Raw genomic sequence first — 19714 nt, 5'->3', positions numbered from 1 at the left:
GGGCGCGGATCAGCGCGAAGCAAGGCGGTCGATGGCGGCGGCATAGCCTCGATGGCCATGCTCAAGCGTGCGTGCCACCCGTCCGGTGGTGGTCACGCTGACGCCGGTGCGCTCGTGGATCTCGCGGTACGGCACGCCCTGCTGCAGCAGCGGCACCACTTTCCAGCGGTCGGCCATGGCTTCCAGCTCGGCCGGGGTGCACAGATCACGCAGGAAGGCTTCGACCTGTTCCGGTTCGCGCAGGGCGGCAAAGGCTTGGGCCAGGGCTTCCAGGTCGGCCTTCGGGTCTTTGGCGGCAATCTCGGGGCGGGCTTTCACGGGGTTGTTTCCATGCATCAATGTAATAGCGCGTTAGTACGTTAACGCATTCTTGCGCAGTGCGTCAAATCGAGGATTGAGGGGGCGGCAGGGCTGCTGCCCTGCACCCGCCAAGAGCCAGAGCAAAAGCAAATGCTGATTTGCTGAGCGTTGGCGGGGAGGGTCCGGTGGCAGGGGACGCCGTTAACCCATCCATGGGGGCTTGGTCGCGGCATCCATGCCGCTCACACCCCTGCCACCGGACCCTCCCCGCCTTCGACAGTTGGCCGCGATCTGCCGGATCTCGCTGGGAAAGTGATCGAGAACGGCTTTTGTGGAGTCGAGCCATGCTCGACTGCGCTTCGTCCAGAAACGCAGAACGCCCACCAAAGGGTGGGCGTTCTGCTTTCAAATCAACAACCTGGCCCGACTCAGGGCAGACAGTGCACCTCGGCCTGCAGCGCCCCGCGCCGCAGGCATTCGCCGAACAGGCTGCCCTGCCGGCTCGGCAGGGACTGGATGTTCTCCAACGCCCCCGCTCCCGCCCGGCACGTCCGCGAGGCCAGGGCCTGCAGATCGTCCTCCAGCTGTGCGCGGTCGATCGCATGGCAGCGATCAACCGCCAGCCGGTACTGCGCCGGCCCGATCCGCGTGCTGTGCAGCGACGGATCGCTCCGGCAGCCCGCCAGCAGGAGCACGCTCAGCACTCCTGCGGCGGCACGCTTCACACCATCGCCTTGGACTGCTCCAGCTCCACCAGAAGGGTGCTGGCCAGTTCGTCGCGCGACACTTCGAACTGCTGCTCGCGCAGCAGGTCCTTCACCGCAACCACACCGCGCGCCAGTTCATCCTCACCCGCCAGCACCACGAAGCGGATGCCTGCCTTGGCCGCGTACTGGAACTGCTTGCCGATCTTCTTCGGCTCCATCTGCACTTCGGTGTTGATGCCACCGGCACGCAGGCGGCGGGCAATGTCCAGCGACTGCGGCATGCCCTGCTCGTCCATCAGTGCAACCAGCGCCTGTACGCTGCTGGCTTCGATGCCGTCGATCAGGCCGGCCTCACGCAGCTGCCAGAACAGGCGCGACAGGCCGATGGAGATACCGACGCCCGGCAGCTTCGACTTGCTGTAGTGGCTGGCCAGGTCTTCGTAGCGGCCGCCCGAGCAGATCGAGCCGATCTGCGGGTGGTCGGTCAGCGTGGTCTCGTAGACGGTACCGGTGTAGTAATCCAGGCCGCGCGCAATGGAGAAGTTCAGGCAATACGCGGTTTCCGGCACGCCCAGCGCCTGCACCAGCTGCAGCACTTCGCGCAGTTCGGCGACGCCGGTACGCAGGATCTCCGAAGAACCGGCGTCGGCTTCCAGCGTGGCCAGCTGCGCCAGCGCATCGGCATGGCCCTGCGAACGCACGGCCACGAACGCCAGGATCTTCTCGACCTGTTCTGCCGGGATGTTGAAGCCCTCGCCCACCAACGTCTCGCGCACGTAGTCGGCGCCGCGCTTGTCCAGCTTGTCGACTTCGCGCAGCACCGCCAGCTGGCGCTCACCCTCGGCCACACCCAGGCTTTCAAAGAAGCCGCGCATCAGCTTGCGGTTGTTCAGCTGGATGCTGAAGTCACCGATGCGCAGTTCCGAGAACACCGCATGGATGACCGCCAGCACTTCAGCGTCGTAACGCACGCTCAGGCTGTCCTTGCCGATCACGTCGATGTCGCACTGGTAGAACTCGCGGAAACGGCCGCGCTGGGCGCGCTCGCCGCGGTAGACGCGCTGCATCTGGTAGCGGCGGAACGGGAAGGTCAGTTCGTGTTCGTGCTCGGCCACGTAGCGCGCCAGCGGTACGGTCAGGTCGAAGCGCAGCGCCATTTCCGGCAGCGAGCGATCGCCCGACTCGGCCGCGTTCGCCAGCGCCCCGGTGGACTGCACGAAGTACACCTGGCGCTCGGTCTCGCCACCGGACTTGGTCAGCAGCACGTCGGACAGCTCGAACACCGGCGTCTCCACCGGCAGGAACCCGAAGCGCTCGTAGTTGCGGCGGATGACGTCCAGCATGCGCTGGAACGCAATCTGCTCGCGCGGCAGCAGTTCAAGGGTGCCGGGCGGGGTACGGGGCTTGATCACGGGCGGAACTCCTGCTGGAACGGGACGTGGGAGGGGGCGACATTCTAGCGCCCCCGCCACGGGCAGGGTCGAACGGCCGCTTGAAGTATCATAAGGCCCTCCCCGCCCGCGATACGCCCCCCGCAACATGTCACGGCCTTCCGGCGCTCCGCCCGCCACCAACGATCCCGCCTCGCCGTCCTGCACCACGCTGGACTGCCTGCACTGCTCGGTTCGCCACCTTGCGGTGTGCTCGGCGCTGTCGCCCGATGAAGTGCAGGCGCTGGAGCAGGTCACCGTCTCGCAGCAGGTCAGCATGGGCAGCACGCTGGCCCGCACCGGTGAAGAGCGCGACCATGTCTATACATTGACCGGCGGCGCACTGCGCCTGGTGCGCACCCTGGCCGACGGCCGCCGCCAGATCAACGGCTTCGTGCTGCCCGGCGACTACCTGGGCCTGAGCGGCAGCGACCACCATCGCTACGACATCGAGGCCATCGCCGACAGCCGCGTCTGCCGCGTCGCGCTGCCACAGATGAAGGCCCTGCGCAGCCGTTTCCCGCACCTGGAGCGCAAGCTGCTGCAACGTGCCTGCCAGGAGCTGGATGCCGCACAGGATGCCGCGCTGGCACTGGCGCGCCTGCAGCCGGCCGAGAAGCTGGCCGATTTCCTGCTGCGCCTGGCCGCGCGCGAGGCCAAGCTGGGTGGCGACGGCCTGCGCGTATCGCTGCCGATGGGCCGCGGCGATATCGCCGACCATCTGGGCCTGACCATGGAAACGGTCAGCCGCACCTTCACCAAGCTGCGCCAGCAGGGGCTGATCGCCCTGCCCCACCTGAACGTGGTGGAGATCCTCGACGAGGACGGGCTGCGCACGTTGGCCGGTGAAGGATTGATCTGACCGCATCGCGGTCCGTGGGGTTGCCGGCCAGCGGCCGGCACTACCCGAATGCATTTCCCTGGTAGTGCCGGCCGCTGGCCGGCAACCGCGTCCCTCTCCGATCAGCGCAGCAACACCTCGCGCAACGCCGCGTAATCGGCCGCCAACGGTTCGGCGTGCGCCGGCCGCTGCAGCAACGCATCCAGTGCAGGCGGCACCGCCACCGTTTCGCCGATCAGCGGCTCGACCACGGCCTCGAACTTGGCCGGATGCGCCGTGGCCACCACCGCCCAGTCGCCCTTGGCACCGCGAGCACGCAGGTCCTGCAGCACCTTCACCGCGGTCGCCGTGTGCGGGCAGAACAGCTCGCCATTGCTGGCATGCGCTGCCGCAATCGTCGCGCGGATGGTCACGTCATCCACCGCGAACGCGCGGAACGCAGCACGCAGTTCCGCGTCGTCGCCGTGGTAGAGCCAGCGCAGTCGCTCGAAGTTGCTCGGCGCCCCCACATCCATTGCATTGGCCACCGTCGCCACACTGGCCTGCGGCTGGTAGTCGCCGCCATTGAAGTACGCCGGCAGCACCGCATTGGCATTGGTGGCCAGCACGATCTGACCGATCGGCACGCCCAGCGCGCGCGCCAGCACGGCCGCCATCGCATTGCCCAGGTTGCCGGTCGGCACCACCAGATTGAGCCGGCGACGATGCGCCGCGTAGTGGCTCAACGCTGCATGCGCGTAATAGCTCATCTGCGGTAGCAGTCGGCCCAGGCTGATGCTGTTGGCCGAGCTCAACGGCACCTGCGCCTGCAGTTCGCGGTCAGCCAGTGCCTGCTTGACCATCGCCTGGCAATCGTCGAACGCACCCGCCACACGCAGGGCCTGGATGTTGTCGCCGAAACAACCGAGCTGATGCGCCTGGCGCGGAGATACGCGGCCATCCGGATACAGCACCACCACGCGCACGCCCGGCTGGCGATGGAAGGCCGCCGCCACCGCAGCCCCCGTGTCGCCGGAGGTGGCGACGACAATCGTCAGATCGCGGTCCTTGCCGGCCTGCAACTGCGACAGCGTACCGGCCAGGAAGCGCGCGCCGATGTCCTTGAACGCCGCGGTTGGTCCATGGAACAGCTCCAGCACGTGGTCACCGTCGCCGAGCGCACGCAGCGGCACCGGGAAGTCGAACGCCTCACGACAGATCGCCGGAAGCGCAGTCTCGAGTGCATCGCCAGCAAAGAACGGCATCAGCAGATCGGCGGCGGTATCGGCCAGGGTCGCCCCGGCCTGCAGCTCGCGTGGCGCCGGCAGCATCTGCGGAACGTACAGCCCACCATCAGGCGCCAATCCGGCGGCGATCGCCGCGCTGAGGCCAACGGCCGGAGACTGGCCGCGGGTCGAAACAAATTGCATGGGTTCGGTATCCAGTAAAGGGGAAGGATTCAGCACAAGCGGGCTCCCGGTGCATCCAGCGGCGACACCCAGGCGTCACTGTCGAAACCTGCGGCTGCAAATGCGGCCTGCACCGGTGTGGCGGCGGTACGCGCCTGGTCGGCATCCTCGAACCAGGCGAACACGCTGGGACCGGCACCGGAGATGCCTGCGCCCATTGCATTGGCCGACAGCGCCGCATCACGGGCGGCTTCGAAGCCGGCAATCAATCCGGCCCGTCGCGGTTCGACCAGCACATCGCGCAGGCCCGCGCGCACCAGTGCGGCATCGCTGCGATGGCAACCACTGAGCACCAGTGCGAGGTTCGCGCTCTGCGCCACGAACTCGCCCAGCGCATAGCTGCCCTGCAGGGCCTGGCGTGCGCGGCGTGTTTCCAGCACCGCGTGCGGATGCACCAGCAGGCTGTGCCAGGTAGCCGGCACTGGAATCGGCAGCAGCCGAACGGCCGTGCACAGCGCAAGACCACCCAGCAGCAGCGGCCCCACGTTGTCACCGTGGCGGCCACCACTGGCCACCGCCTCGCCATCCAGCGCAAACGGATACAACGCCTCGCGCGACAGCGGCACATCCAGCAGCGCGTTGGCGGCGACCAGCGCCGCGACACTCGACGCTGCCGAACCGCCCATGCCGGAACCGAACGGAATGCCCTTGTCGATTTCCACCGCGAAACCGAAGTCCAGGCCCAGCCCTGCGCGCAGCGACATCAAGGCTGCACCTGCGGTGTTCCCGGCCGCATCCAGTGGCAACTCAATGGCACTGCCACGGATCGCCTCGATGCGCACCAGCGGCTCATCGATGCGGTGCACGCTCACGGTATCGCCAATGCCGGCAATGGCATGGCCGAGAATATCGAAGCCCACCGCCACGTTGGCCACCGAGGCAGGCGCGAACGCACGTGCGATCACAGGCGCGCTCCTTCACCGGCCGCGACCCGCAGCAGGTCGGCAAACACACCGGCCGCGGTGACTTCCGGGCCGGCACCCGGCCCCTGCACCACCAGCGGGTTGTCGCAGTAACGGCGGGTACGGAACTGGACCACGTTGTCGGTCAGCCGCAGGTTGGCGAAGGCATGATCGGCCGGCAGTTCCTGCAGGCCGACCGAGGCGCCGTCGGCACCCAGCCGTGCCACATAGCGCAGCACCGCCCCCCGCGCCCGCGCGTCCTGCAGGCGCTGCAGCAGGCTGGCATCAGACTCACCCAGCCGCGCCATGAACTCATCCACGCTGCCATCGCGCAGCAGCGCCGGCACCAGGCTTTCCACCTGTACCTGTTCCAGGCTGAGCGCGTGGCCGGCTTCGCGGGCGAGGATCACCAGCTTGCGCGCCACATCCACGCCCGAAAGATCATCGCGCGGGTCCGGCTCGGTGTAGCCCATCGACCGCGCCTGCGCGACCAGCTGCGAGAACGGCTGGCTGCCATCGAAACGGTTGAACAGCCAGGCCAGCGTGCCGGAGAAGATGCCTTCAATCGCCAGCACCTCGTCACCGGTATCGACCAGATCGCGCAGCGTGGTGATCACCGGCAGGCCCGCGCCGACCGTGGCCTCGTAGCGGAAGCGCGCGCCACTGGCCGCCGCTGCAGCACGGATGCGCTGGTAACGCGGCAGCGGCCCGGCACCGGCCTGTTTGTTCGGGGTGACCACATGGATGCCGGCCGCCAGCCAGCCCTCATAACGCTCGGCCACCTCAGCACTGCCACTGCAGTCGATCACCACCGCATGCGGCAGGTGTGCGGCCAGCAGGTGCTCGGTGAAACGATCCAGATCGCTGGACTCACCTGCGTCCTGCAAGGCCTCCCGCCAGTCGGCGTGCAGGCCATCCACCTCCAGGCGCATGCGCGAACGCGAGGCCAGCGCGCGCAGGCGCAGATCCACATTGGCCTTGGCCAGCAGCTGCGGGCGTGCGGCAAGCAACTGGTCCAGCAGTGCGGCACCGACGTTGCCCGGCCCGATCACACCGACCGCAAAGGTCTGCGGCGACAGCCAGAAGCCGGCATGTGCAGCGCGCAAGGCGCGGGTGGCATCGGCACTGTCCACCGCCACCGAAATGTTGCGCTCGGACGAGCCCTGCGCGATCGCCAGGATGTTCACCTGCGCACGGCCCAGCGCCTCGAACAGACGTGCGGCCACACCGGGCTGGCCGGCCATGCCGTCACCGACCGCGGCCAGCACGCTGACCCCCTCACTGACCTGCACGCGCTGCACCTGGCCCACCGACAGCTCATGCGCGAACGCATGCAGCAGCGCTTCGCGGCCACGGCCGGCTTCAGCAGCACGCACCACACAGCAGATCGAATGTTCCGACGAACCCTGCGAGATCATCACCACCGACACCTGCGCCTGACGCAGGGCGGCAAACACGCGCTCTGCGGTACCGGGCACACCGATCAGCCCGGTGCCTTCCAGGTTCAGCAGGGCCAAGCCGGGGCTCAGGGTCAGGCCCTTCACCGGCCCGCGCGGCGAGCGCTCGGCGCTGATGCGCGTCCCCGGATGCGCCGGCTGGAAGGTATTGCGGATGAAGATCGGCAGGCCGAGGCGGATCGCCGGCGACATCGTCTGCGGGTGCACCACCTTGGCGCCGAAATAAGCCAGCTCGCAGGCCTCGTCGTAGCTCAGCGACTCCAGCTGCACCGCCTCGGGCACCAGCCGCGGGTCGGCCGACAGCACGCCGTCGACATCGGTCCAGATGTGCAGTTCATCGGCGTTGAACAGCGCGGCGAAGATCGCGCCGGAGTAATCGCTGCCATTGCGGCCGAGCGTGGTGATGCGGTCATGACGGTCACGGGCGACGAAGCCGGTGGCGACCAGGCGTGGCTGCGGATGCTGCAGGCGCCACTTGGCGAGGCGGTCGGCACTGGCTTCCCAGTCGACATCCACGCCCAGTTCGCCATGCCCCACCACCAGCACGTCGCGCGCATCCAGCACTGCACAGTCTGCGCCCAGCGCCTGCAGGTGCGTGCCGAGCAGCTGCGCGGAAAACACTTCGCCCAGGCCCTGCACGCGGTCGAGTACTTCGCGTGGCAGCTCGCCGATCACCGCCAACGCTGCCAGCACTTCGGCCAGTTGATCGAAGCGGGCGTCGATCCATTCGACGGTCTCGCCCACCTGCTCGCCCAGCAGGGCCACAGCGGCGCCACGATGGCGCGCGCGCAGCGCATGCCAGGCCTCGCGCCAGCCGTCGTCCCCCTTGGCTGCCAGCTGGGCCAGATCGATCAGTGCGTCGGTGACGCCCTTCATCGCCGAGACGACAGTGACCTGCAGCGATTCGGGGCGGGCCAGCAGCAGGCCGGCAACATGGCGGTAGCGTTCGGCATCGGCCACCGAGGTGCCGCCGAACTTGTGCACGACGATGGACGGCGCAGCCAGATCGGCCGGGGCAACGGGATGAGCGGGGGCGTGGGAAGACATGCAGACCTCGGTAGGAGGCCCCGTCGCATGCAGGTGTCGAGTTTCCCCGCCACCTGTATGGTGCGGGGCCGTGGTTTTCGGGAGTTACACGAAGACGACGGGCCGCACCAGGGCAGTGGTGACGGTGGTGGTGGTAATGGTGGTGGTGGCGACCGGCGCAGTCGAACGGCCCGCAGTAGCGGGGGCGATCAGGCTGGCGTGGGCGGCATCAAGAACCATGACGCACAGAAAACACCGTGCGCCGGGCCGCTGTCAAGTGCTGCGGTGCAAAAAGTCGTTGCCGCGATCATCGGCCAACGTGCCGGCATTTGGTTGCATCTGAGACAAAGCGGCCATCAGTATGCTTGACGGCCGCATTCAGCCGGCATGTTCGGCGATCGCGCGGGGCGTGCGATGCGCATGCGCGCACAGCATCACGCCGGCCACCAGGAACACGATCGCCAGCGCTTCGAGCAGGGAGGGCCAGCGCTGCTGCCAGGCGAATGCGTAGAGCAACGCGAACAGGGTCTCGAACACGATCATCTGGCCGGTCAGGGTCAGCGGCAGCAGGCGGCTGGCACGGTTCCAGAACGCATTGCCAAGGATCGAGGCGACCACCGCCACACCTGCGCTGATCGCCCAGAAACCACCCCACTGCGCCGCCGTGTGCCCGCCGGTGTGGCCGATGAAGGCCATCGGCACCAGCAGTAGAGCCAGGCCGCCGGTGGTGACGCCAGTCAGCAGCGACCAGTCGTGGCTGGACAGATCCGGTCGGCGCGCCAGCCAGCGGCTGTTGCCGATCGAGTACAACGCCCACGAAAACAGCGCGCCGAACGCGCACAGCAGGCCGATCAGGCGCTGCCGCCACGGTGTCGCGAGGTGCTCAGACATCAGTGCTTCCCAGCCAACCAGTGCCACGCCCAGCACGCACAGGCCCAGTGCCGGCAGCAGCTGCTTCAGCGGCACCGCGCCCTGCTCGCGCACACCGACCAGGGTCACCACCACCGGAATCAGGCCGACGATCAAGGACGCCGCCGCACCGCCGGCCCACTGCACCGCCGTCGCCAGCAGCAGGAAGTACACCAGGTTCCCGGCCAGGCTCAGCCACAACAGGCCGATCCACTCGGCGCGGCCTAGCCGTGGTGCCAGCCGCTTCCAGCGCGGCAGCAGCAGGGCTACGGCGATCAGACCGTAGACCAGATAGCGGCCGGCCGACAGTTGCAGGGCATTGAACGACTGCAGCACGGCGGGCGCGAGGAAGACCACGCCCCACAGCGCGCCAGCGGCAACGCCATTGGCGATGCCCAAGGCCATCGGGTTGTTGCGCATTCGGGTTCTTCGGGGGAGAGAACAGGCCGCGCAGTGTAAGCGCTGGCCGCTGGGCGCTCTTGACCGAGGCTACTGCCCTCCCGCCTTTGTAGCGTCGAGCCATGCTCGACTGCCGTTCGCGAGGTGGCCGGTGCAGAAGCCGTCGAGCATGGCTCGACGCTACAGTCCGGCGTTCCTGCGCCACGCGGCCGGGGTCTGCCCACACTCACGGCGCAGCGCGCGGGTCAGTGCACTCTGCTCGGAATAGCCTGCGGCCAGCGCAATATCACTGATCGGCGCCGTGCTGGAGCGCAGCTGGTGCTTGGCCCAACGCAACCGGCATGCACTGAGCCATGCCTGGGGGCTGAGCCCGAACTCACGCTGGAACAGCGCGTGCAAGCGGCTCTCGCTGACCCCGACAGACGCGGCCATGCGCGCCACTGGCCACGCCTGGCCCGGATCGGCCTGCACTGCCGCACACAGTCCCTGCATGCGCGCGCCACTGCCGGCCGGTGCAAATACCTGCAGCAGCTGCGGCAGCAGGGCCGGCATCGGCTGCCCGTCCTGCACGCCCGCCAGGCGTTGTCGCAGCGCATGCGGCAGGTGCAGCCAGCGCTGCCGGCACAGATGCTCCTGCGTGCCGTCATCAAGCACGCCGGGAGGACAATCGACGATCACGAAACCGTTCGGACCATCGGCCATCTGGTCATGCGCTTCGCCGGCCGCAACGAAAACACCCTGCAGCAGGTCCAGGCGGCCACCGCGGCCTTCCATCTCGAAGTGCAGTTCGCCCTGCAGCGGCAGCACCCATTGCGCGTAGTCATGGCGATCCAGGCCGGTGGCCTGGCCGTAGTGCCGCAGATGGAAGATGGCGCCCATCCGCGCAGTGTGCGCGTGTAGCAACGGCCGTGCAAACCGCTGCTATAGTCGAGCCGTCATCCAACGCAGGGAGTGCAGGACATGACCCATCGGCAGGTGTCACTGATGCTCGCCAGCAGCCTCGGCCTGGCGCTCGCAGCTTCGGCGTCCGCACAGGAGCGTACGCCCCCGGCCCCGCACTGCATGGACGCGGTCGGCGTGCAGGAAGTGGAGCAGGCATCACCGCGCTCGATCGCACTGCGCGCCGCCTCCGGACAGGCCTATCGCATCGACTTCAGCGAGGATTGCCCCGGCGTCCGCGGTGCTACCTCGCTGAAGCTGGAAGCACCTGCCGGCTGGGCCTGTGGTCGCCCCAGCGAACGCGTCGTGGTCGACGGCCGCCGCTGCGCCGTCAGTGCGGTCACCCCGCTGCAGGATCGCGACTACGCCAGCGTCGCCCGCGACAGCGACCGCCTGCGCACGGCTACCCTGCCCGCCGTGACCATCCGCGAGCGCAGGGAAATCCGCCGCAGCTTCGGCGGCTCACCGTCGTACTGCTTTGCCACCCGCAACGTCCGCGCGTGGTCGTCCGACGCGCAGGGCATGCTGGTGGAGACCAATCCGCGCCGCAATGGCGGCCACCGCTACTACCGGGTCGAACTCGGCAGCCACTGCCGCCAGCTCGACCGTGCGCCGCAGCTGAGCTTCCACTCGGGCCTGCAGAACGGCCTGATCTGTGGCAATCCCGGCGATCGGATCATGACTGCCGAGTTCGAGACAGACGATCTGCGCGGTGAAAGCATCGCCCCACTGCCGCAGTACACCCGCGGCAGCTGCACGATCCAGGCGGTCTACCCGGCCTCCAGCCAGGCGTCGAACTAACCGTCGACGCCAAGGAAGGTGAACGGTGCGCTGGGCACGAACTGGCCCAGTGCATCGCCGGCAAAGGTGTTGCGCTGGTCCTTGCCAAGATCGAGCTTGAGCACCTGGCCGCCGAAATCGACCTTGTTCAGATCGACCCAGAAGGTGTTCGGGGTCAACGCCGACTCGAAGAAGTACAGCCGCCGCTTGTGATCAGCCACCGTGCGCCAGCGCGTGGATGAGATGTTCGGCTCACCCGGCGTGGTGATGCCATACGGCACCGACGCGTTGCGGATCACGCTGAACACACTGGCCAGCGCCTCCACCGGGTCTTCGGCCTTGGGAATGGCGTTAATGTAGAACGACGCACGCGCGAAGCGGTCGGACGAGCGATTGGTGCCCGGCAGCATCACCGTGCCGCCGATCTGCTGCCAGTAACTGTTGAGGGCCAGCTGCTGCTCGAAGATCGGCGAGTTGGTCATCACCTGATAGCGGCGGTCATGGTGAATCACCTGGCGACCGCCGATGTACTCGACGATGGCGCTGTCGCCGGTGGCATCGGACAGCGACAGGTGCAGCGCCGCCTGGCGGTCTTCGCCCGGCACCTTGTCGGTGACGATCGAGTACGGCTCACGCTTGAGCGCCGCGACCGCCTCGTCCACGGTGGCGAAATTGTCCAGCACATACTGCGCCCACAGCGAGATCGCCAGTCCCGGCTTGTTGCCACGCTGCTGCGGATACTCCGATTCCACCAGCCACAGCAGGTTGGCCACCAGCCCCTTCTCGTTCATGCCATCGGTGGTCGACACGTCGTAGCCGGTGGCCACCACGCTGCCGTAGCGCGCAGTCCAGGCCAGCGATTTCGGACCGGCCAGGCCGGTGCGTGCGATGCCACGCGGCAACACGTAGAGGTTGGTCGCCACATCGACCTTCCAGTCCATCGAGCGCGCAGTGATCACATCGCCGTTGTCGCCCCGATACACCGCACGCGTGCAGGCCAGTGCCGGCGTGATCGCAGATGCCAGCGCCATGGCCAGCATTGCCTTTCCCTTCCACTTCATCCGTGCCATGTCGTTACGCTCCTTTCCCCGTGGTCCGTCGATCTGACCCGATCCATGGTGACACAGGGGTGAAGCCTCAGCGCACGAAGCGATCGTGCAGCCAGAAGCCCACCACCATGGCAGGCACGAACCACAGCGCTTCACGCGATGCGACAGCCAGCCCGGCGATGGCCGGTCCGGGGCAGTAACCAGCCCATCCCCAGCCGATACCGAACAGTGCAGCACCCAGCAGCAGGCGAGCATCGACATCACGTGCACTGGGTAGCTGGAAGCGCAGTGCGAACCACGGCTGCGCGCGTCGCAGCACCCAACGCTGCCCGACGGCACTGACCAGCAGTGCCGAGCCCAGCACCCACATCAACGTCGGATCAAAATCACCGGCCACATCGAGGAAGCCGAGTACCCGACGCGCGTCGGTCATCCCCGAGAGCGCAAGCCCCGCGCCAAACAGCGCACCTGCCACCGCGGCGGCCACGACCGCGCGGCTCATGCCAGGCCTCCGCCGTGACGGACCAGGAACGTGGTCAGCATCGCGCAGGCCATGAACACCAGCACTGCCAGCAGCGAGCGCTTCGAGCCTCGGGCCATGCCACAGACGCCATGACCACTGGTACAACCACTCCCCAGGCGCGTGCCGAAGCCCACCAGCAGGCCGGCGCCGATCAACTGCCAGGCGGGCAAGGCATCGCGCAGCAGCACACGTGGCGAGGCCTCGGGCAGCGACTGCCACCACAGCACCAGCCCCGCTGCTGCGAGCAGCCCCAGCAGGAATGCCCAGCGCCAGCCACGCTCGCCTTCCGCTGCGCGCAGGCTGCCCGCAGCGATCCCGCTGATACCCGCCACGCGCCCCACAGTGGCGAGCAGCAACACCGCGGCGGCGCCGATCAGCGCTCCGCCAGCCACCGCAGTCCATGGCAGGTTCATGCCCTGCCCTCTTTCACGCCGCTCATGGGATTGCTCTTTGATTTAGATTTCTCTAAATTAGACACTTCTAAACAAAAAGGTCAACCATGGCCCGCACCCCGCTCGACAGCGCCGCCATGGCCGAACACGCCGCCGAGGCTGCAGCCCTGCTCAAAAGCCTGGCCCATCCTGCGCGGCTGCGCGTGCTGTGCCGCCTGGTCGAAGATGAGGCACCAGTACCGGAACTGCAGGCATTGACCGGCCTCAGCGCATCGGCGCTGTCACAGCATCTGGCGGTGCTGCGCGAACTGGATATCGTCGCGACGCGTCGCGAAGCACAGGCCATCCACTACCGCGTGATTGAAGGGCCCGCACTGGACGTGCTGCAGGCGCTGCATGCCGCCTACTGCGGCGGCACTTCGCGTTGACGCTCAGCCGGCGTGCAGGGCAGGCTGCACGACGTTGTCGAGCAGATCCACCGGGGTCGGCGCCGAACGATCACCTTCCAGCGCCCGGCTGAAACCCGACCAGTCGCTGGCCGACAGCTGGCGCAGCAGTGCTGCATCCACCGGCAACGCGCGCATCGACCAGTACGGAAACTGACGCTGGCCCAGGCGGCCGCGCGCCAGCTCGATGATGTCGACATGGCTGCCGGCCTGCAGGATGCGCTCGTACACCGAATCGATACCGTCCGGCGGCCCCTCGATGTACTGCAGGAATCGCCCGCCGTCATGCAGCAGCACACCGGTCACGCCCGCCATCTTGTTGAAGCGAGCGGCGTCGTCGACCAGCGCCTGCAACCGTTCAGCGGAAAGATCCGGCAACGCCTGGCTGACATAGGCGATGGCACGCAGTGGCATGGTGCTTCCTTGACAAGATGTACACCCACGGTAGCAGTTGCGGACGAGTCCGTCTCAGCGCCCGTGGATGTTTCCTGAAGAATTCAGTTTGCCGCTGCAGGCAGCCCTTCTGCGCGTCTCGGCAGCAGGGCTTCGAACACCACCTGCCCGGCCTCGTTGCGCGCTGCGATGCGCCCCCCGTGCGCACGCACGAACTGATCGACGATGTACAGGCCCAGCCCCAGGCCCTTGCTCTGGTGGAAGCTGGCCTTGAACGGTTCGAACAGCCGCGGCAGCAGCGCGTCGTCGATCCGGCCGGCATTGCTGACCCGCAGCAGCACGCTGCGCGGATCGCGACCGTCCACCTCCACCCTCGCCTCGCTGCCATGGGTGAGCGCGTTGCCGACCAGATTGGCGGCAACCTGGCCGAGACGGTCCAGATCGCCCTGCAGCCGCGTATCGCCGTGCATGTCCAGATGGATCCGGTCCGCGCCATGCGCGCTGCCCGCTTCGGCCACCACCGCGCGGGTCACGTCGGCCAGATCGCAGGCACTCGCCTGCAGGTGCAGGCCACCGCTGCGGATCCGCGAGAAGTCCAGCAGCTGTTCGACCATGCGTGCCATGCGCAGAGTGCTTGCCTCCAGGTACTGCAGGGTCTGCTGCGCGCCCGCATTGTCCTGCGGGATCTCCATCGCCAGCTTGTCACTGCACAGCAGGATCGCCGACAGCGGCGTGCGCAGGTCGTGGGTCAGCACCGCCGCCATTGTTTCGTTGAGCTTGAGCGCGCGTTCCAGCGCCTCGTTGCGCGTCTTCAGCAGCTGCCGCTGCTGGTACAGCTCGATGAAGACGTTGACCTTGCTCAGGATCACCTGCGGCGCCACCGGCTTGTGCAGGAAATCGACCGCACCGCTCTCGTAGCCCTTGAACACGCGCAGGGGATCATCCGGGGAGGCGGTCAGGAAGATGATCGGCACGTCGCGGCTGCGATGCGAACCGCGCATCAGTTCGGCCAGGGTGAAGCCATCGATCTCCGGCATGTGCACGTCCAGCAGGGCCAGTGCCACCTCGTGCTCGAGCAGCAGCTCCAGCGCCTGCGCGCCGGAGCCGGCCAGCAGCAGATTCACGCCCTCGCGCTGCAGCAGCGCCTGCATGGCCACCAGGTTCTGCGGCACGTCATCGACGATCAGCAGGTTGACCGGGGACTGCGACTGCGCAGGGTCCGGTGGCAGCAGGTTCATGCAAACAACTCCTTCAGGCGACGACACATCAGTTCAAGGGGCAGCACGGCATCGGCGCCGGCGTACTGCAGGGCGGAGGCCGGCATCATCGACGCTTCGGCTTCCTCGGGACATTGCAGCCAGGCACGGCCACCGGCACGGCGCACGGCGGCGACGCCCTCGCTTCCATCACTGCTGGCACCGGTAAGCAGCAGGGCCAATACCCGCCTGCCGAACACCGCAGCAGCGGAGTCGAACAGCGGATCGATGGCCGGACGGGAGAACAGCACCGGCGCATCCACCGACAACGCCACCGCCCCCTCGTCCTCCACCAGCAGGTGGTAATCCGGCGGCGCGAACGTCACCGTGCCCGGCCGCAGCGGCTGCTTGTCTTCGGCTTCGCGCACCGGCAGCGCGCAGTACGGCGCCAGCACCTCGGCGATGCGGCTGGTGCGGTCACGCGGCAGGTGCAGCACGGCCAGTACCGGCACCTGCAGCGTCGCCGGCAGCGCACCGAGTACCGCCTGCAGGGCCGCCACGCCACCGGCAGACGCGCCGATCACCAGCACGGCAGGACGCGCCGGCAGGGCCATCAGGCCACCTTCCGGTACAGGCGGTGCTCGCGCGAACAGACCTCGAAGGCGTCATGGTGGCACCCGAACTGCAGCGATTCCTTGCTGCCAAGACCGAGGAAGCCCCGGTGCACCAGCGCTTCGCGGAACAGACCGACAGCGCGGTCCTGCAGGTCGCGGTTGAAATAGATCAGCACGTTGCGGCACGACACCAGGTGTACTTCGGAGAACACGGTGTCGGTGGCCAGGCTGTGGTCGGCGAACACCACGTTGCGACGCAGCTGACGGTCGAACACCGCGCCGTCGTAGGCCGTGGCGTAGTAGTCGGACAACGACGCCGTGCCACCGGCCGCCAGGTAGTTGCGGCTGAACTGGGCCATCCGGTCGATGCCATAGGCGCCCGCCTCGGCGGTGGCCAACGCGGCCGGATTGATGTCGGTGGCATAGACGATGCTGCGATCAAGCAAACCTTCCTCATGCAGCAGGATCGCCAGCGACCACACTTCCTCACCGGTGCTGCAACCGGCCACCCACAGCTTCACCGAGGGATAGGTGCGCAGTACCGGCACCACCTGCTCGCGCAGTTCACGGAAGTACGCGGGATCACGGAACATCTCCGAGACCTGCACGGTGAAGAACTGCATGGCCTGGGCGAACAGCTCCGGCTCGTGCAGCAGCCGGTACTGCAGGTCGACCAGCCGTTCGCACTCATAGCGCTGCATCGCCTGGCGCATGCGCCGGCGCAGCGACGACACAGCATAGCTGCGGAAATCATAGTGGTAGCGCTGGTACAGCGCCTCCAGCAGGACCTTCAGCTCCAGGTCGAACAACGCCTGTTCGTTCATTGCCGCGAGCACCAGACCCGGCACAGCGACACCAGCTTGTCGACGTCGATGGGTTTGGCGATGTAGTCGTTGGCGCCGGCCTGCAGGCACCGCTCGCGGTCATCGGGCATGGCCTTGGCAGTCAGCGCGATGATCGGCAGGTCCTGCAGGTGACGCTGCGCGCGGATCTCGCGCATCGCTGCCAGGCCGTCCTTCTCCGGCATCATGATGTCCATCAGCACCAGGTCGACCTCACGCTCGGCCAGGCGATCCACCGCTTCCTGGCCGTTGCGCGCGATCTCCAGCGTCACGCCCAGCGGCTCAAGCACGCTGGACAGCGCGAAGATGTTGCGCACGTCATCCTCGGCCAGCAAAACAGTACGGCCATCGAGCACGGTGTCGCGACGGCGGGCCTCGCGCAGCAGGCGCTGCTGGTCGGTGGGCAGGCTGGCTTCCACGCTGTGCAGGAACAGGGTGACCTCATCCAGCAGGCGTTCGGGCGAACGCGCGCCCTTGATGATGATGCTCTTCGAATAGCGGCGCAGGCGCTGCTCTTCCTCGCGGCCGAGCGCGCGACCGGTATAGACGATCACCGGCGGGAAGCCGACATCATCGTTGCCGGCCATGTGCTCGAGCAGGTCGTAGCCGCTGCCGTCGGGCAGCGACAGGTCCATTACCATGCAGTCGAAGGTGACCGTGCTGAGTTGCTCCAGCGCGCCGGCCAGCGTTCCCACTGCAACGATCTGCAGCTGATCACGGCCCAGCAACAGTTCCAGGTTGTGGCGCAGCTCGCTGTCGTCCTCGACTATCAGCAGGCGCCGCACGTCGCGCTGGCTGGTCTGTTCCAGCTGTTCGATGGCCGTCACCAGCCGCTCGCGCGTGGTCGGCTTGATCGCGAAACCAATCGCACCCAGCTCGCGCGCCACCTGGCTGCGGTCCATCGCCGAAACCACGTGCACCGGGATATGCCGGGTATCGGGGTTGCGCTTCAGGCGCTCCAGCACGCTCAGGCCGGACACGTCCGGCAGGCCGATATCGAGCAGGATGCCGTTCGGGCGCAGTTCGCTGGCCAGGGTCAGCGCCTCTTCGGCGGTCCCGGCCACCACGCAGTCGAAGTCCAGTTCATGCGCCAGGGCCACCAGCGCTTCGGCGAAGGTGGCGTCGTCCTCGACGGCCAGGATCAAGCGGCCGGCGCGTTGGCGACGGCCGCGGTCATCGGCCACGCTGGGCACCGTGGTGGTCGGTGCCACCGCAGCCGGTGCAGGCACCGGCATCGCCGGCGCAGCGGCCGCAACTGGCGACGCTAGGGGGGCGGCGGAAATCTCAGCGGCGTTCGACGCGGGCGCGCCCTGCAACGGCAGTTCCAGGATGAAGCAGCTGCCGCGACCCGGTTCACTGTCGACCTGGATGCTGCCACCCATGCGCTCGGCCAGATCGCGCGAGATCGACAGGCCCAGGCCGGTGCCACCGTAGCGGCGGCGGGTGCTGCCATCGGCCTGGCGGAAGGCTTCGAAGATGACCTGCAGCTGCTCGCGGGCAATGCCGATACCGCTGTCGCAGACCTCGAAACGGATGCGTCCTTGACCGCCCGCACGCACGTGCAGGCTGACCTTGCCATGCTCGGTGAACTTCACCGCATTGGCCAGCAGGTTCTTCAGGATCTGCTGCAGGCGCTGGCTGTCGACCACCAGCTGGCTGGGGGCCAGCGCATCGGCCTCGATCTGCAGGGCCAGGCCCTTCTGCCGCGCCATCGGCTCGAAAGTCTCGCGCAGGCGCTGCAGCACGCTGTCGGTCACCACCACTTCATCGGCCAGCTCGACGTGGCCGGCCTCGATGCGCGACAGGTCCAGGATGTCGTTGATCAGCGCCAGCAGATCGTTGTTGGACGACAGGATCGCGCGCGCATACTTCACCTGTTCCTCGGTGAGCGTGCCGTCCTTGTTGTCGGCCAGCAGCTTGGCCAGGATCAGCGAGCTGTTCAGCGGCGTGCGCAGCTCGTGCGACATGTTGGCCAGGAACTCGGACTTGTAGCGCGATGTCGCGGCCAGTTCGTTGCTGTTGCGCACCAGCTGGCTCTGCGCGACCAGCAGTGCCTGCTTCTGCGCCTCCAGCTCGTGGGTCCGCTCTTCCAGCTGGACGTTGCTCTGTTCCAGCTCGGCCTGCTGTTCTTCCAGATGGCTCTGCGACTGCAGCAGGCTACGGCTCTGTTCTTCCAGTTCCTCATTGGCCACGCGCAGCTCTTCCTGCTGGGCCTGCAGCTCCTCACCCTGGCGCTGGGATTCCTCCAGCAGTACCACCAGTTGTGCGCGCAGCAGCGAGGCACGCAGCGCCATTCCGATGGTCTCGGCACAGCGCTCCAGCAGCTCGACATCGAGTCGATCCTGTTCGCCGGCGCGGGTGCGTCCCAGTTCAATGATGCCCACCACCGCACCATCGCTGCTGATCGGCGCCAGGATGCGCTCGCGCACCGGCAACCGCCCCAGGCTGGTCTGCAGCTCAAGCACCGCATCATCCCCCCCATGCAGGTGGCGGATGCGTTCGTCCCGTGCCACCTGCCCGGCCACGCCCTCCTGCAATGCCAGCGACGCCGGCATACCGGACGGCAACGCCAGACCGCCGGTCAGCTGCAGTCTTCCCCCTTCCAGACGGTAGACGGCGGCGACGTCGGCCTGCAGCTGAGCCCCCAGGCTGGTTGCCGCCGCCTCGGCGATCTGCTCCGGACCCAGATCACCGCGCAGGCTCATCGCCACCGCGTTCTCGGCCTCCTGCAGCCACAGCGCGCGCATCGCTTCGCGCCGCGCCTGGATGGCGCGGGAGACGATCAGCGCGATCATCAGGAACGCACACCCGCCAATGCTGCGGTTGACGAACGAGAACGCCGAGTTGGAGCTGGCCGGGGCAACGTTGTAGCCGATGATCAACAGGATGCAGGCGACGACGGCCACGATGAACGGCGCGCGTGCACTGCGCTGGAACAGCGTGACGCCAACGGCGAGGAAATACGCCAGCCAGACGGCATAGCCCAGCGGAACCACCAGTTCCAGCGCAATGGTCGCAGCCAGCAGTACGGCGGAGGTCATCCAGATCCAGCGGTCACGCGTAGTCGCACCAGGACGCATGCAGGTCGGTTCCAGAACACAAAGGGTGGGTGATGGTACTC

The 19714-nt window shown here is 67.5% G+C and carries 20 protein-coding genes; 4 read left to right on the top strand and 16 right to left on the bottom strand.

Features of this window, described 5'->3' with window-relative positions:
* Nucleotides 1-9 precede the first annotated feature (9 nt).
* The 3 genes from ACZK3W_RS10035 to hisS all read right to left on the bottom strand — a co-directional run bounded on the left by ACZK3W_RS10035 (nt 10) and on the right by hisS (nt 2419).
* Nucleotides 10-318 carry a YerC/YecD family TrpR-related protein gene (locus ACZK3W_RS10035; RefSeq protein WP_088025802.1) on the bottom strand — a complete coding sequence of 103 codons (309 nt, stop codon included), beginning with the start codon at nt 316-318 and terminating at the stop codon, nt 10-12.
* Nucleotides 319-728: 410 nt separating this feature from the next.
* On the bottom strand, nt 729-995 hold the full coding sequence (locus ACZK3W_RS10030) for a hypothetical protein (RefSeq protein ID WP_478450758.1): 267 nt from the start codon (nt 993-995) through the stop codon (nt 729-731).
* Between the two features lie 26 nt (nt 996-1021).
* Nucleotides 1022-2419 carry a histidine--tRNA ligase gene (gene hisS / locus ACZK3W_RS10025; protein WP_014037003.1) on the bottom strand — a complete coding sequence of 466 codons (1398 nt, stop codon included), beginning with the start codon at nt 2417-2419 and terminating at the stop codon, nt 1022-1024.
* A 127-nt stretch (nt 2420-2546) separates the two neighbouring features.
* On the opposite strand from hisS, the gene ACZK3W_RS10020 reads away from it, so the two are divergent.
* A complete protein-coding gene (locus ACZK3W_RS10020; RefSeq protein ID WP_032127414.1) occupies nt 2547-3299 on the top strand; it encodes a Crp/Fnr family transcriptional regulator in 753 nt (250 codons plus the stop codon).
* Between the two features lie 101 nt (nt 3300-3400).
* Here ACZK3W_RS10020 and thrC read toward each other — a convergent pair whose 3' ends face one another.
* From thrC to thrA, 3 genes are read right to left on the bottom strand one after another with little or no spacing between them, the layout of a single operon-like run.
* Entirely contained in the window at nt 3401-4687 is a 1287-nt protein-coding gene (gene thrC, locus ACZK3W_RS10015; RefSeq protein WP_478450757.1) for a threonine synthase, read from the bottom strand.
* Nucleotides 4688-4716: 29 nt separating this feature from the next.
* A complete protein-coding gene (locus ACZK3W_RS10010; RefSeq protein WP_478450756.1) occupies nt 4717-5631 on the bottom strand; it encodes a homoserine kinase in 915 nt (304 codons plus the stop codon).
* Nucleotides 5628-8132: a bifunctional aspartate kinase/homoserine dehydrogenase I gene (thrA, locus tag ACZK3W_RS10005; protein ID WP_478450755.1), complete on the bottom strand. Its 2505-nt coding sequence runs from the start codon at nt 8130-8132 to the stop codon at nt 5628-5630. The genes ACZK3W_RS10010 and thrA overlap by 4 nt, the downstream gene beginning before the upstream one ends.
* Before the next feature lie 27 nt (nt 8133-8159).
* Between thrA and ACZK3W_RS10000 the strand changes: the two genes are divergently transcribed.
* Nucleotides 8160-8480, top strand: a complete 321-nt coding sequence (locus ACZK3W_RS10000; RefSeq protein WP_162489745.1) for a hypothetical protein — start codon at nt 8160-8162, stop codon at nt 8478-8480.
* A 9-nt stretch (nt 8481-8489) separates the two neighbouring features.
* Here ACZK3W_RS10000 and ACZK3W_RS09995 read toward each other — a convergent pair whose 3' ends face one another.
* Nucleotides 8490-9440, bottom strand: a complete 951-nt coding sequence (locus ACZK3W_RS09995) for a DMT family transporter (RefSeq protein WP_180836981.1) — start codon at nt 9438-9440, stop codon at nt 8490-8492.
* A 159-nt stretch (nt 9441-9599) separates the two neighbouring features.
* Nucleotides 9600-10298, bottom strand: coding sequence for a helix-turn-helix domain-containing protein (locus ACZK3W_RS09990; protein ID WP_180836979.1), 699 nt, complete (start codon nt 10296-10298; stop codon nt 9600-9602).
* Nucleotides 10299-10379: 81 nt separating this feature from the next.
* Between ACZK3W_RS09990 and ACZK3W_RS09985 the strand changes: the two genes are divergently transcribed.
* Complete coding sequence (locus tag ACZK3W_RS09985) at nt 10380-11159, top strand: DUF6491 family protein (protein WP_049421346.1); 780 nt, start codon at nt 10380-10382, stop codon at nt 11157-11159.
* Here the strand turns inward: ACZK3W_RS09985 and ACZK3W_RS09980 are convergent.
* From ACZK3W_RS09980 to ACZK3W_RS09970, 3 genes are all read right to left on the bottom strand, one after another.
* The gene (locus tag ACZK3W_RS09980; protein ID WP_478450754.1) at nt 11156-12208 is read right to left on the bottom strand and encodes a linear amide C-N hydrolase; all 1053 of its coding nucleotides are present in this window, start codon (nt 12206-12208) and stop codon (nt 11156-11158) included. The genes ACZK3W_RS09985 and ACZK3W_RS09980 overlap by 4 nt on opposite strands.
* 67 nt (nt 12209-12275) lie before the next feature.
* Entirely contained in the window at nt 12276-12689 is a 414-nt protein-coding gene (locus ACZK3W_RS09975) for a DUF6691 family protein (protein WP_032127422.1), read from the bottom strand.
* Nucleotides 12686-13123, bottom strand: coding sequence for a YeeE/YedE family protein (locus tag ACZK3W_RS09970; protein ID WP_032127423.1), 438 nt, complete (start codon nt 13121-13123; stop codon nt 12686-12688). The genes ACZK3W_RS09975 and ACZK3W_RS09970 overlap by 4 nt, the downstream gene beginning before the upstream one ends.
* 86 nt (nt 13124-13209) lie before the next feature.
* Here ACZK3W_RS09970 and ACZK3W_RS09965 point away from each other — a divergent pair, with 86 nt between their 5' ends.
* Nucleotides 13210-13530, top strand: a complete 321-nt coding sequence (locus tag ACZK3W_RS09965; protein WP_478450753.1) for an ArsR/SmtB family transcription factor — start codon at nt 13210-13212, stop codon at nt 13528-13530.
* A gap of 3 nt (nt 13531-13533) precedes the next feature.
* Here the strand turns inward: ACZK3W_RS09965 and ACZK3W_RS09960 are convergent, their stop codons facing one another.
* From ACZK3W_RS09960 to ACZK3W_RS09940, 5 genes are all read right to left on the bottom strand, one after another.
* Entirely contained in the window at nt 13534-13962 is a 429-nt protein-coding gene (locus ACZK3W_RS09960; protein ID WP_032127425.1) for a BLUF domain-containing protein, read from the bottom strand.
* A gap of 83 nt (nt 13963-14045) precedes the next feature.
* On the bottom strand, nt 14046-15179 hold the full coding sequence (locus ACZK3W_RS09955; RefSeq protein WP_478450752.1) for a hybrid sensor histidine kinase/response regulator: 1134 nt from the start codon (nt 15177-15179) through the stop codon (nt 14046-14048).
* On the bottom strand, nt 15176-15751 hold the full coding sequence (locus tag ACZK3W_RS09950) for a chemotaxis protein CheB (RefSeq protein WP_049398526.1): 576 nt from the start codon (nt 15749-15751) through the stop codon (nt 15176-15178). Before ACZK3W_RS09950 ends, ACZK3W_RS09955 begins: the two co-directional genes overlap by 4 nt.
* On the bottom strand, nt 15751-16575 hold the full coding sequence (locus ACZK3W_RS09945; RefSeq protein ID WP_032127427.1) for a CheR family methyltransferase: 825 nt from the start codon (nt 16573-16575) through the stop codon (nt 15751-15753). The genes ACZK3W_RS09950 and ACZK3W_RS09945 overlap by 1 nt, the downstream gene beginning before the upstream one ends.
* Complete coding sequence (locus tag ACZK3W_RS09940; protein ID WP_478450751.1) at nt 16572-19673, bottom strand: response regulator; 3102 nt, start codon at nt 19671-19673, stop codon at nt 16572-16574. Before ACZK3W_RS09940 ends, ACZK3W_RS09945 begins: the two co-directional genes overlap by 4 nt.
* Nucleotides 19674-19714: the final 41 nt, after the last annotated feature.

This window comes from Stenotrophomonas sp. 80084_Sma, from assembly GCF_056481995.1.
Note: the sequence above shows the minus strand (reverse complement) of the source record. Positions and strands in the feature narration are given on the sequence as shown.